At 65.4% G+C, this 12,575-nt stretch carries 10 protein-coding genes and 1 pseudogene; 7 read left to right on the top strand and 4 right to left on the bottom strand.

The features are described 5' to 3' along the window. Positions 1 to 81: 81 nt before the first annotated feature. Positions 82 to 885: a pentapeptide repeat-containing protein gene (locus BS329_RS35040; RefSeq protein WP_076166989.1), complete on the bottom strand. Its 804-nt coding sequence runs from the start codon at positions 883 to 885 to the stop codon at positions 82 to 84. 271 nt (positions 886 to 1,156) lie between these two features. Here BS329_RS35040 and BS329_RS35035 point away from each other — a divergent pair, with 271 nt between their 5' ends. After that, positions 1,157 to 2,338 carry a S8 family peptidase gene (locus BS329_RS35035; RefSeq protein WP_341866350.1) on the top strand — a complete coding sequence of 394 codons (1,182 nt, stop codon included), beginning with the start codon at positions 1,157 to 1,159 and terminating at the stop codon, positions 2,336 to 2,338. 186 nt (positions 2,339 to 2,524) lie between these two features. Here the strand turns inward: BS329_RS35035 and BS329_RS35030 are convergent, their stop codons facing one another. Then, positions 2,525 to 3,352: an SGNH/GDSL hydrolase family protein gene (locus BS329_RS35030; RefSeq protein ID WP_076166984.1), complete on the bottom strand. Its 828-nt coding sequence runs from the start codon at positions 3,350 to 3,352 to the stop codon at positions 2,525 to 2,527. Between the two features lie 153 nt (positions 3,353 to 3,505). Here BS329_RS35030 and BS329_RS35025 point away from each other — a divergent pair, with 153 nt between their 5' ends. Together BS329_RS35025 and BS329_RS44880 are read left to right on the top strand one after the other, a co-directional pair. Then, entirely contained in the window at positions 3,506 to 4,729 is a 1,224-nt protein-coding gene (locus tag BS329_RS35025) for a PucR-like N-terminal domain-containing protein (RefSeq protein WP_076166981.1), read from the top strand. 108 nt (positions 4,730 to 4,837) lie between these two features. Next, a pseudogene (locus BS329_RS44880) lies at positions 4,838 to 4,936 on the top strand (short-chain dehydrogenase); the annotation flags it as partial. Positions 4,937 to 5,014: 78 nt separating this feature from the next. Here the strand turns inward: BS329_RS44880 and BS329_RS35015 are convergent. Next, positions 5,015 to 5,818, bottom strand: a complete 804-nt coding sequence (locus BS329_RS35015) for an alpha/beta hydrolase family protein (RefSeq protein WP_076166977.1) — start codon at positions 5,816 to 5,818, stop codon at positions 5,015 to 5,017. A 464-nt stretch (positions 5,819 to 6,282) separates the two neighbouring features. Next, positions 6,283 to 7,008, bottom strand: coding sequence for a class I SAM-dependent methyltransferase (locus BS329_RS35010; RefSeq protein ID WP_076166975.1), 726 nt, complete (start codon positions 7,006 to 7,008; stop codon positions 6,283 to 6,285). 401 nt (positions 7,009 to 7,409) lie between these two features. Here BS329_RS35010 and BS329_RS42965 point away from each other — a divergent pair, with 401 nt between their 5' ends. From BS329_RS42965 to BS329_RS34985, 4 genes are all read left to right on the top strand, one after another. Further along, positions 7,410 to 8,312, top strand: a complete 903-nt coding sequence (locus BS329_RS42965) for a streptomycin biosynthesis regulator (protein WP_244197412.1) — start codon at positions 7,410 to 7,412, stop codon at positions 8,310 to 8,312. A gap of 503 nt (positions 8,313 to 8,815) precedes the next feature. Next, complete coding sequence (locus BS329_RS34995) at positions 8,816 to 9,670, top strand: N-acyl homoserine lactonase family protein (RefSeq protein ID WP_076166965.1); 855 nt, start codon at positions 8,816 to 8,818, stop codon at positions 9,668 to 9,670. Further along, on the top strand, positions 9,663 to 11,534 hold the full coding sequence (locus BS329_RS34990) for an FAD/NAD(P)-binding protein (RefSeq protein WP_076166962.1): 1,872 nt from the start codon (positions 9,663 to 9,665) through the stop codon (positions 11,532 to 11,534). Before BS329_RS34995 ends, BS329_RS34990 begins: the two co-directional genes overlap by 8 nt. Then, positions 11,531 to 12,526, top strand: a complete 996-nt coding sequence (locus BS329_RS34985) for a class I SAM-dependent methyltransferase (RefSeq protein WP_076166959.1) — start codon at positions 11,531 to 11,533, stop codon at positions 12,524 to 12,526. The genes BS329_RS34990 and BS329_RS34985 overlap by 4 nt, the downstream gene beginning before the upstream one ends. Positions 12,527 to 12,575 lie beyond the last annotated feature (49 nt).

The raw sequence follows: 12,575 nt of genomic DNA, 5'->3' as shown, positions 1-12,575 counted from the left end.
TGGACACGGAATTTCGCCCGTCAAGGGCGCACGTGGCCACGGTGACCGTAAGACTGGGAGCAGGAAATCGTCCACACAGGACTACCAGTGAGCGGGGTGTGAGAGCGACTGCGGCAGTGTCGTCGTCGCGTCACCCTTCGCGGCGTCCAGTTGCGACTGGATGAGGAACAACGCGTCGCGCAAGTCCGCGCCCCGGAGGTCGGCGTCGCGCAGATCCGCCCCGATGACGTCGGCCCGCCGCAGATCCGCGCCCCGCAGGTCCGCGCCGATCAGGTAAGCCCCGCGAAGCAGCGCGCCGCGCAGATTCGAGCCCTTGAGCTTCGCGCCGATGAGGTCGGCGCCGCGCCGGTCCTTCTTCTTGCCCGGCACCTCGGCGCGGGCGAGGTCGCTCGCGCGCAGCAGCAGGCCGTTCACCGCGCCCCGGTGCGTGTGGACGTCCAGCTTCCGCAGCACACCGGGCGTTTCGAGCGTCATCGCCTCGGTCTGGTCGATGGCCGCGGCCAGGTCGTCGCGGATCGCCGCGGACGTCGGGAGCGCAGCCGCCTCGGTGAGGTAGTAGAGCAGTTCCTGCAGGTCCCGCATGACCGGGAAGACCGCGAACATCGACTTCGCCGTCTTCGGCGTCTTTCGCCAGTCCTCGCCGTCGAAGGTGATCTGGGAGACCTTCTGGCCCGCGCCGAAACAATCGTAAACCGTGCAGCCGGTGAAGCCCGTCTTGCGGAGCTTGTCGTGGATGCCGCACCGGGAGTCCTCGCGCAGATTCGGGCATGCCTGTCCGGCCGGTTTGGTGATCGCGAAATCGGCCGAGGCCGCGAAGGCCGGGACGACACAGCACAGACCGAAGCAGTTCTCGCAGTCGGCTCGCAGGCTCGAAGTGACAGGCACGGTGGTTCGTACTCCAGATACTCGGCAAGTGTTCCGCCCACAGCGTACGGCGGGGCCGACGTGCACTTTCCGTGCAGGGCACCCGCCGCCAATGGCCGCCAGACGAAGGTCAGGTCCTGCCCCATTCAGTCGATATCGGACATGTCAAACGCTCAATAACCTCGATTTCCGTGGGCTTCGGCAGGTGCCGTCCCATGCGGTCGAGCTGGACCGCTTTCCGCCGCTGAGGTCTTGACCCGGCCGGTCCCCCTGCTAACGACAGGACGAACACATGCGAGAGATGAGACAAGCACGTTGGCTGTCCCGTGCCGGAATGGCGAGCGCGGTCGCAGTGGCGATCAGCGTGACCGCCGCTCCCGCGCAGGCCGCCGAGGGACAGATCCTCGCCGCGGGATCCGCCGAAGCGATCCCGAACAGCTACATCGTCACGCTGAAGGACTCCGGCGTCGTGGACACGCTGGCCAGCCGCTTCGGCGCGAAGGTGGAGCAGGTCTACAGCAGCTCGCTCAAGGGCTTTTCCGCGACGCTGTCGGAGAGGCAGGCCAAGCGTCTCGCCGCCGACCCGTCGGTGGCCTCCGTCGAGCAGAACCAGGTCGTCCACGCGGACGCGACGCAGGTCAACCCGCCGTCCTGGGGTCTCGACCGCGTCGACCAGCGCAATCTCCCGCTGGACCAGAGCTACAGCTACACCTCGACAGGCGCCGGCGTGAACGTCTACGTCATCGACACCGGTGTGCGGATCAGCCACCAGACCTTCGGCGGCCGCGCCCGCAACGGCTACGACTTCGTCGACAACGACGCCGTCGCCCAGGACGGCAACGGCCACGGCACCCACGTCGCCGGCACCATCGCCGGTTCGCAGTACGGCATCGCCAAGGGCGCGACGATCTACGGCGTCCGCGTGCTCAACAACTCCGGCAGCGGCACCACCGCCGGGGTCATCGGCGGCATCGACTGGGTCACCAAGAACCACGTCAAGCCCGCCGCGGCCAACATGAGCCTCGGCGGCGGCGCCTCCACCACCCTCGACGACGCCGTCCGCCGGTCGATCGCCGCGGGCGTCACCTACGGCGTGGCCGCCGGGAATTCCAACGCGAACGCGTCCGGCTTCTCCCCCGCCCGCGTGTCCCAGGCGATCACCGTCGGCTCGACCACCAACACCGACGCGCGGTCCAGCTTCTCCAACTACGGCAGCCTGGTGGACATCTTCGCCCCGGGCTCGAACATCACGTCGTCGTGGCACACCAGCGACACCGCGACGAACACGATCAGCGGCACCTCGATGGCGACCCCGCACGTGGTCGGCGTCGCGGCCCGCTTCCTCCAGAACAACAAGACCGCCACGCCCGCGCAGGTGGCCACCGCGCTGATCAACGCGGCCACCCCGAACAAGGTGACCAACCCGGGCTCCGGCTCCCCGAACCGGCTCCTGTACTGGGCACCGACCGCCTGACCAGACGGTCACCGGTCACCTGAAGTACGTGAAGGACCCCTTCCTTGCGCTGGGCGCAGTGAAGGGGTCCTTCACGTACTTGGGGAAGGTGTGAAGGTCGCGTTTCCTCGGCTGAGCCGCGTGAAGGGGGCCTTCACGCGCCAAAGTTGTGACTGGTGGGGCTCCGGCGGTTCACGAGACCGTTCGCTACAGCACCTTGCGGATGCTCGGCACCACGGCCGCGAGACCGGCGGCGTTCGGGTGCAGCGGCGCGAAGCTGTTGTTCACCACCGACGGGATCAGCCCTTCGATCCACTTGACGCCGATCGGCTGACAGGCGTCGTGGCCGATGCTCGGCGTCCGGATGTCGACGTACTCGGCGCCGTGCGCCGCGGACTGCTCGGCCATCCGCGCGTTGAGCCGGTCGATGTTGGCCTGGATGTAGTCCGCGTCCTGCGGCAGCACCGGGACGACCGGCCAGCAGCCACCGGGTTTGATCCCGGTCGGGTAGCCGACCATGACGATCTTCGCCTGCGGGGCGCGCTGCCGGATGGTCTCGATGACCGTGCCGTAGGTCGCGGCGAAGGCGTCGATCTTGTTCGCGTACTTGTCCACCCCGCCCGCGGTGTTGGCCGCTTTGCAGGACGTGCCCACCGGCAGGAGGTTCACGCACGACGTGGCGAGCCCGACCAGCCCGACGTCGTTGCCACCGATCCCCACGGTCACCAGTGTCGTGTCGGCCGAGAGCGCGTCGTACTGCGGCGGGTTGGTGCCGGAGATGATGCCCTTCTGCGGATGGGGGAAGTTCGTCGTGGTCGCGGCGCCACAGGTGACGTCGCGCAGTTCGTCCACCTTCAGCTGCTTAGCCAGCAGTCCCGCGTAGTTGATCGTGGACCGCGCGCAGGTGAGCAGGTCGGACTGCGGCAGGACGACGGAGCCGGCGGAGAACGAGTCCCCCATGGCGACGTACACCTCGCGCTCCGCCGCGAGGGCGGGCGTCCCGAGTCCGACGAGGGTCAGCGCGGTGCCTGCCACCGCGGCGATACGAGCGAATCTTCCCCAGCGAGAACGTGTCACTGCCGCCTCCTGCATGCGTCGTCGAATGCCGGGGACAGCGTCCGCCGGGCGGTGGGTGCTTCACTAGATTCCAGCCGCGCGTTCTTGTCCGGAGTTTTGTAGGTTTCCTCTATGACTACGCCGTCGGCACAGCCGTGGCGCCGGTTGGACGCCTCGGTGCTGACCCGGCTGGAGCCGGACATCGCCGCGATCGCGTCCGCCGCGATGGACCAGGTCCGCGCCGGGCTCCGGATCCCGCTGGACGGCCGGACGGCGGCGAACCTCCACGTCACCCTCGACGTCGCACTGGACGCCTTCTTCAGCGAGATCGGCCATCCTGACGTCACTACCGACCGCGAGGTCTACCGCGCACAGGGCCGGGCTCAGCACACCGCGGGCCGCAGCCTGGAGGAGATGCTCGGCTTCTACCAGTCGGCCGCGCTGGGGGTCTGGCGGCAGCTCACTTCGGCTGCGCCCGCCGTGGATCTGCCGACCCAGGCGATAGTCGAGCTCGGCGAGGCACTGTTCGCCTTCATCGCAGAACTTTCGGCCGCGGCCGCCGACGGCTACGCCGAAGCGCGGTCACAGGCGGCGAGGGCCGGGCAGGCGCGGCGGGACCGCCTCCTCGGCCTCCTGCTCACCGAAACGGCAGTCCCGCGCGACGTGCTCGACGACGCCGCGAGCCAGGCCGCGTGGGTGCTGCCCACTCGTCTCGTCATCGCCGTCACCAGCGCCGATGTAGCACCACCGTTGCTGGACCGGATGCCGGGACGGGTGCTGATCGGCCGCCACCACGACCTCACGGCCGTCGTCATGCCCGCCGACCGGTTCGAGTGGTACCTCGGCAGGCTGCGTGACCTGCTCGGCCGAGAACAGGCCGGGGTCGGCCCGGTGGTGCCATTGCGCTCGGCCGCGCTCAGCGCCCGCAGGGCGAGTGCGCTGTGGCGGCTGACCCGCACCGGCGCACTCGGCGACAGCGCCCTCGTCCACACCACCGATCACCGCATCGACCTGCTGCTGACCGCCGATCCCGAACTCGCCACCGAGTTCGCGCAGGACGTCCTCGCGCCACTGGCCGGTCTGCCCGAGCTGGCGCGGCAACGGCTCACCGCGACCCTCTCGGCGTGGCTCGCGCGCCCTGACCAGCCACAGGCGATCGGCGGCGAACTGCACATCCACGTCCAGACCGTCCGCTACCGGATCCGGCAGCTGCGGACGCTGTTCGGCGGCACGATCGACGATCCGGCGGGCCGGTTCGCGCTGGCGATCGCGCTGCGCGTCGATCCACTGGTATCGAGGGAACCTACAAAGGGTTCAGAGCGGGATGCCCATCCGCTGCGTCCCGACGACCGATAGCAGCCGCAACGCCTCCTCCGACCGGCTGCCGGGCTCGGCGGTGTAGATCAAGACCTGCTGGTCGCGGTCGCCGTCACCTATGGCCCGGAAGGGATCCGCATCAACGCCGTGGCCCCGGGCACGACCTTGACCGAGATGTTCACCGAGTGGGTCGAGGCCTCGCCGGACACCCTGGAGCAGCTCAACGCCCGGACCCCGCTGGGACGCGTGGCCGAACCCGGGGTGGTCGCGGAAGCCGCCGCATGGCTGCTGAGTGACCGCTCCTCTCGACGGCGGCATGGTGAGCTAGCCCCTTCGCGCGAGGTGGTGCCGAAACCACGCGATGAGACCGGCGTCCACCTCGCGCGCCACCGGCAACTGCGGCGCGGGCTCGATGCCGGGCTCCTCGGCGAGCGGATGCGCCAGCCCGGGGATCGACAGCAGCTCGGACCTCTCCCCCAGCGCATCGGCGAGCCGGATCGCGTCGGCGCGGAGATCCGGATGATCCTGCTCGCCGCTGACGATCAGCAGCGGTGCCCGCTCGGCGATGACGGCCGCCTGGGGAAGGAAGTCCAAGTTGTCGACGGCCTTTTCGGACTCGGCGCCGTACGGGTAGTCACCGGGGAACAGGTCGACGACCGACCGCATCCGGATGGCGGCGTTCACGAGGGCTCCGGCGAAGACCGGGATCTGGGTGTCGGCGAGAACGCGCAACGCGACGGCCCCGCCCAGTGACCCGCCGAGCACTCCGATCGGGCCGTCGCCGACCGGCAGCTGTGCCCGGATCGAGGACAGCGCGTCCGGGAATTCCTCGGTCGCCTGCACGACGAACGGGTGCAGGAAGGACATCAGGACGTCCTCGCGGATCAGCGCCAAGCCCGCGTCCATGGTGCCGTCGATCATGCGCGCCCCGCACATCGGCATCCCGAGGTGCACCCGCCACGCGGGCAGCCCGCGCATCGGCAGCGCCGCGGCGAACGCGGCATCGGACCTCGGCGCGTCGAGCATGTGCCAGGTGACGATCAGCGGCGCGTTTTCGCCGCCGTCGCCGTCCGGTGGCAACGCGGTGAACGGGACTCCGGCGGCGGTGCCCGTGATCGGTGAGTTCATGGGGTCACGGTAGGGCGGCGATCGCCTGCGGGGCGCCGGTATCGCCACCGGCGAAATCCGGGCCGTTTTCCCGGGGTACACCCCCATTTTCGCGTGATACGCGATACGTGAAACTAGTTACGCGCCAGCTTGACGCGTAACTCAAGGCAGGATGATGCAAAGTGATAATGCCTCTTATGACTGAGCATCGAGAAGTATCAAATCGCCGGGGCTCGATCGACCGGTGCGCTCGCTCAAAAAGTGGGCACGAGGGGACGGCAAACGCGCCCGCGCGAATCGGAAGTCGCCGGGGTGAGGACACCCGGGCGACGGATTTCGGCGCTCAGCGGCGATCTGAGAGCGTTTTGCCTGGTCAGAGGGCTGCACCTTCGCGGCCCCGGCCTGAAGTACAGGAAGGCCTCCTTCCTTGCGCCTAACGCAAGGAAGGAGGCCTTCCTGTACTGGGGAAGAGAGCGCCGCCGGAGCTAGACGGCCTCGAGGACGAAGAACAGGAAGCTCAGGAAAGCCGTCTTCCCCGCCAGCTCGTCGGGGAACCGCTCGCGAGCGCCCGGCGCGGGATAGGGCTCGCTGACGACGGCCGTGCGAAAACCGGCCGCGGTGAAGGCGTCGGTCATCGCGTGCAGCGGCCGATGCCAGAAGGTGAGCACGGCTTGCCGACCGTTGAAGTTGTACTCGTCGGACCACTTGACGGTCGCGAAGTAGTCGGCGTCGGGATACAGCAGCTTGAAGATGACGGGATGGTTGACGGCCATGATCAGCCGGCCGCCGGGCTTCAGCACACGCCTGATCTCGGCCAGTGGCGCGGACCAGTCTTCGAGGTAGTGCAGAACGAGAGCCGAGATGACGTCGTCGAACTCGCCGTCGGGAAACGGCAGCGGGTCGCCGATGTCGGCGACCCGCAGTGCGGCGTCGTCACCGAGTCGTTTCCTGGCCAGCTCCACCATCTTGGCGCTGGAGTCGAAACCGGTCATGATGGCGCCCCGGTCGCGCAGTTCCGCGAATATCGGGCCGGCCCCGCAGCCCGCGTCGAGGATCCGCCTGCCCGCCACATCCCCTGCCAGGTCCACGATCGCGGGCTGCGTGTAGTAAGCGTTGTTGAGACTGGTCTCGTTCTCGGCCGCGTACGCCTCGGCGAAGGAGTCGTAGTCGTTCTCCACGGGCACGGCAACGTTTTCGGGAACGGTAGGCATATGGACCAATATGGCAGAACTCGCCGGATCCCGGCCCGGGGCTCGAACCTGGACTACCGGAGTCAGAGTCCGTGCGGACTTTCGTCCTGTTTGTCAGCGGCGTGGTGGACGGTAGCCGTCGGACGCGAGATAAGGACACATCCGACACCATTCGCAGTCAAGTACCGAAGGTGCTCTCAGCAGGGCGAATATGCCCGTCCGGCCATCGGGACCATGGAGCTGTGATGGTCGAGGCCCAGGGTGCACACTGCCGCGAAGAAGGCACTGGATTCGCGGGAGTCCAAGCAGATGGTCCACCAGCTGGCCTGGATGAACGATTATTGCCAACCGGGGATCCTGTCTGCGACAGTGGTAACTCTGTCGGAGGTGGACGACTCGGGCATCTTGGGGTGGGGGAAACAGTGTCAGATTCAGTGTCGCTTGATGCGTTGATGCTTGCCGACTCACTGCGGCTTGACGGTGAGGACCCGAAGCACGTCGAATTGCTCGCCGAGGCGGACGCAGATCTGCCGCCGGTTCTCGTGCAGCGGTCTACCATGCGGGTGATCGATGGGAAACATCGAATCCTCGCTGCCCGCTTGCGTGGAGACTCGGAAATCACAATCACGTACTTCGACGGTACGGATTTCGAAGCATTCGTGCAGTCCGTCCGGTCGAATGTGCGGCATGGGCTCCCGCTTACCCGAGCAGATCGCGAGGCGGCGGTCTTGCGGATACTGGAGTCGCAAGCGGCATGGTCCGATCGGGCCATTGCCGAGGTGACGGGGTTGAGCGCGCCGACGGTAGGGGCCATCCGAAGCCGTGCAACCGACAATTCCAGTCAGTCGCACGCACGGATCGGCAGAGACGGCAGGATACGGCCGCTGACCACCGCGGAAGGGCGACGGGCAGCCGCCAAGATCATCGCCGAACGACCGGATGCCCCGTTACGCGAGATCGCGAGCACGGCCGGAATCTCGACCGGAACGGCCCGCGATGTCCGCGACCGGCTGCGACGCGGTGACGATCCTGTGCCGATGAAGTATTCGAAAGAGAAGGTGCTCCCGGAGCCGCCACGGCCGGGCTCGGTCAGCCCGGACTTGCAGGGCCTGCGCAAGGATCCTTCATTGCGGTTCAATGCCGTCGCGCGGACCTTGCTGCACTGGCTCAGCATCTGTGACATCAATGACGACCAGCGACATAATCTCATTCAGGGTGTCCCTGAATACCGCCGCGACAACTTCGCCGAGCTTGCCTTGGTGTGCGCCGAACGATGGAAAAATCTTGCCAACGAACTGAGGCAGCCGAACCGTAATACCGGATAGCGGACGCTTCAGTACCGTGAATAGACAACACGTTCAACAATTGGGCAGCCGCATTCTGTTCTGATCGACAGTGTGCGCGCTTTACCGTAAATGCACCCTTCTTTCAGCGGACCGGCCGCCTGCAACGAAAATCACCCAAAAGGCATGCCGGGCTTTGAATGTGTCGTGCTCGGGTTAGTACGAATGGCGTGCCGTTGAAACACGTCCAAGCCATGCACGCCGAATCACGCCGCACCTACGGGCGACTCCGATCGAGGTCGTGCAGCCGTAAGCAGTTGGCGCGTTTTCGATGAGTCAATGTGACCTGTTGCCGCAGGCGTTTGATGCCCGCTATGTTATATAGCTATGATCTCCCTAGGTCTACCGACAGTCACAGTCATACTCAGTTCCTCGCTTGCGCGATTCGGTACAACCATCGGCGGTCGTTTTCCGGCGGGCAGCACACGCACCGGCGGAATCCTGTGGTGCACGAACGTCGACCCTTCTCCCTTGGCGGCCCAGCGATGACCCCGAGTGTTTCCGACCCGCCCGTTTACGAGGTTTTCGCCCTGCGATACGCCTCGCACTACGGCCGCAGTAGCGCCGACAACTTTCTCGGCGAGGATCCGCTCCATGGGGCGGAAATGCCGCTCGACTTCTTCGTCTGGCTGATTCGCGGACAAGGGCGCACCGTGCTGGTCGATACCGGCTTCACGCCCGAAACCGCTATCCGTCGTGGTCGGCACTACCACTCGCATCCGCTCGACCTGCTGGGGCGTTTGGGTGTCACCGCCAACGATGTCAGCGACGTGATCGTGACCCACATGCATTACGACCACGCTGGAAACATCTCCGAATTTCCTGGCGCGCGAATTCATATGCAAACCGCCGAGATGCAGTACTGCACGGGGCGCAGCATGCGGCATCCGCAATTGCGAAGGACCTACGAGGCCGTCGACGTGGCTGCCGCCGTGCAGAGTCTTTACGAGGGTCGGCTACACTTCGTCGACGGAGACGAGGAGATCGCTCCAGGCATCTCCGTGCACCTGTGTGGTGGTCATACCAAAGGTCTGCAGTTCGTCACCGTTGCCACAGCACGCGGGGAGATCATACTCGCCAGCGATGCCGTGCACTATTACGAAAATATTCGTCGGCGCCTTCCCTTCCCGAGCTTTGTCGACTTCGCGGAGTATCTCGACGGTTACGAGCGTCTCGCGGCGCGGGCCAAAGACCTTGATCGCATCATCCCGGGGCACGATCCGTTGGTCTTGACCGCGTTTCCCCCCTCTCAGTTCGGTCCTGACATCGCGATGGTGCACTCCGCCCCGGTCGCAAGTCTGGCTTTCGCGGATTCGCGTGCGGACGCGGCCAATGTCTAGCTTCCGGCTCGCCATCATCGGTGGCGGCCCCCGGGCGCTGACCATCCTCGAGCGGCTTGTGGAGCACAGAAAACAGCTACCCCAGCACGTAAGCCTTCACGTGGTGGTGATCGACCCCGGAAACCTCGGTGAGGGCAGTCATCCCACGGATCAGCCCAGTCATCTTCTGATCAACACCCTCGCGTCACAGGTCACGATGCGCCCACCGCTGAGCTCCGTCGGAGATGACAGCACGCCATCGGTGCTCGACTGGGCCGCTGAGCAGCGCTATCGCCGGCATCTGGGTGGAGCCCGTGCTCCTGATGGACATGAAGAGCAACCAGTGGCGGAGCGAAGCCACCTCCCTCGCGTCCTCCTTGGCGAGTACCTGGCCGCCTTCGGCCGTCAGGTCGTCTCCGCGCTGCCTCTCAATATCCGTGTCCAGCACGTGCGCGCACGGGCAATCGATATGCGGTTCGAGAACGATGTGTACGCGATTGGTCTCGACAATGGGCAGACAGTCTTCGCGCGGTATTCCGTGCTGGCCATGGGACATGGGCAACGTGTGCAGACAGCTGAGGATCGGCGGCTAGCCGCCTTCGCGCACGACAAAGGAGCCGCGAACCCGCATCTCGCCTACTTCGCGTCTCCCTATCCGATCGGCAAGCTGGACGCGATCGCAAGCGACGCGCGGGTGGCGATCCAGGGCCTCGGTCTCACTGCTCACGATGTGGTATCGGCGCTCACTCTGGGCCGTGGTGGCACGTACCGGACCGAGAAGAGCAAGTTGGTGTACAAAGCTTCTGGACGTGAGCCACGGCTCTGGCTCTGCTCTCGTCAGGCACTGCCTTTCGCAGCCCGCGGCGTCAACCAGAAGGGGCGGACCGGACGCCACATTTGCCAGTTTTTCACGCCGCAGGCCGTCGCTCGACTTCGCGCCCGCGCCATGACGCTGGGTGATGCGCGGATCGATTTCGGTACTGATCTTCTACCGCTGCTCATTACTGAGATGGCCTATGCCTATCGGACCGCGGAAGGCAATGAGCACGTCGACGTAACCGGCTTCACAACGACTCCAGAAGAAATTCGTTTGATCCGGCAGATCCTGTGGCCGCTGGAGGACGAGCACTTCAGATCGCGGGCGGAGTTTCGCCGATGGTTCTTGGCATTCATGACAAACGATCTCGGCGAAGCGTATCGCGGTAACCGCACAAGCGGCGTCAAGGCCGCGACCGATGTCTTGCGGGATGCCCGCGAGGCGTTCCGCGCAGCAGTGGAGTACGGCGGCTTGACACCAGCCTCACATCGCTATTTCGTCGAGCAGTTCGACCCGATCGTGAACCGGGTTGCCTTTGGCCCTCCCCTGCGCCGCAATGAAGAATGGCTGGCTCTGTTCGAAGCCGGAATCCTCGATGTCGCCGGTGGCGCCGCCAGCAGGATCGATACACCCGAAAACGAGCCCAACTACCGGATTTCACTGGACTACCCCGATGGGCCAGAATATACCGCCGCCGACGTGGTGATTTCCGCGAGACTCGACAAGTACTCGCCCCGCACCGACTCTTCTCCCCTGTCGGCGAACCTTTTGCGGCGTCGTCTGGTCAGACCGTTCATGAACGGGGAGTACCATCCTTCCGGGATCGACATCGACGAGAACCTGCGCGTGAAGAAGGCTGACGGGCGAGTCCACTCCAGGTTGTGGGCCGTCGGGTTCGTGGTCGAAGGGCCGCACTTCTATACGCATGCCTTGCCTCGTCCGGGAATTGCGTCGAGGCAGACTGTCGATGCCGAACGGATCGTGCTCGGGATTTTTGACGATATCGCCACAGTTGACACCACGCGCTCGACGGCGACGCCTGACATTCGCTCGGAGGCAGTCCGATGACCAGCAACAACTACATATCCGATCTTACCTTTCAGGAGTATCTGCAGGAGATTCAAGAAAAACACCCCAGTCTGTACGAGTTGCTCGACCCAGATCGCATCGAGGCCGATGCGATCGAGGACTACCTCAAGGAACTGAACGCGTTGTCCTGGGAGTTCGAAGACCAGGACACAGGAGGCCGCGGGCTGGCTTGGAGTCAAGCGCAGAACAGCTCGAACAGCCGACGAGTCGGCATGACGAGCCTCATGAAGTGGTTCTCTCCTGATTCTGGCGAAACTGCGTCTGGCGAAACTCCCGGACCGGCCCTTCGGGTGCTTGACGTCCTGGGCGGCAGCGGCACCGTCGCACGGTTGTCCGCGACCCTCGGAAACAATGCCCCCACCGTGTTCACGGCCGATATCTCGAACCTGATGATAAGCTCTTGTCGCGCACATGATCTGCCCTACATCCGCCAGTCCGCGACCAGAAGCCTGTTCCGAGACGACTCCTTGGATGGCGTTCTCATCGGCTACGGCACGCAACTTCTGAGTCCGCAGGCCCGGCAGTTGGCCGTTTTGGAAGCATACCGCACACTCAAGCCCGGATCCCTGCTCGTGCTGCACGCGTTCGAGGCCGGTCAGCCCGCCGCGCGGTTCTTCGACGATGTCGTGCATCCGTATTCGCGCACAGGTCACCCCCACGAACACCTCACTCGCGCGGAGATCGACGGTCTCTTCGCCGACGCCGGCTTTCGCGATATGCGAATGTGTGATATGCATGATCCGTTTATAGTGGAGGCGCCGACGGCTGGGGAGGCACGACGCAACGCACTCATGCATCTGTATAGCGCATACGACCTCTGCAAGATCTCGGGCTCACAGCAAGACGTCGAGGCGAAGCTCGAAGCTCTCGTCGAGGAGACGCTCGGACCGATCTCGGTTCGACGCGAGCAAGAGCACTACATCGCGGAAGTCCCGCGCACCGCGCTGGTGGCAACCGGCGTCAAGAAGTAGTGACGACGTAGTGACTGACAAGAGAATGCAGGCAACCGCCCCAGGAGGA

Origin of the sequence: Amycolatopsis coloradensis, from assembly GCF_001953865.1 — a bacterium.
Classification (GTDB): domain Bacteria; phylum Actinomycetota; class Actinomycetes; order Mycobacteriales; family Pseudonocardiaceae; genus Amycolatopsis; species Amycolatopsis coloradensis.
This window is presented reverse-complemented; position numbering and strand designations above follow the sequence as displayed.

Bases quoted from the DNA above. Each gene is read 5' to 3' on its own strand.
- BS329_RS35035 (WP_341866350.1), top strand. From the start codon at position 1,157: ATGCGAGAGATGAGACAAGCACGTTGGCTGTCCCGTGCCGGAATGGCG.
- BS329_RS35025 (WP_076166981.1), top strand. From the start codon at position 3,506: ATGACTACGCCGTCGGCACAGCCGTGGCGCCGGTTGGACGCCTCGGTG.
- BS329_RS35015 (WP_076166977.1), bottom strand. From the start codon at position 5,818: ATGAACTCACCGATCACGGGCACCGCCGCCGGAGTCCCGTTCACCGCG.
- BS329_RS35010 (WP_076166975.1), bottom strand. From the start codon at position 7,008: ATGCCTACCGTTCCCGAAAACGTTGCCGTGCCCGTGGAGAACGACTAC.
- BS329_RS34995 (WP_076166965.1), top strand. From the start codon at position 8,816: ATGACCCCGAGTGTTTCCGACCCGCCCGTTTACGAGGTTTTCGCCCTG.
- BS329_RS34990 (WP_076166962.1), top strand. From the start codon at position 9,663: ATGTCTAGCTTCCGGCTCGCCATCATCGGTGGCGGCCCCCGGGCGCTG.
- BS329_RS34985 (WP_076166959.1), top strand. From the start codon at position 11,531: ATGACCAGCAACAACTACATATCCGATCTTACCTTTCAGGAGTATCTG.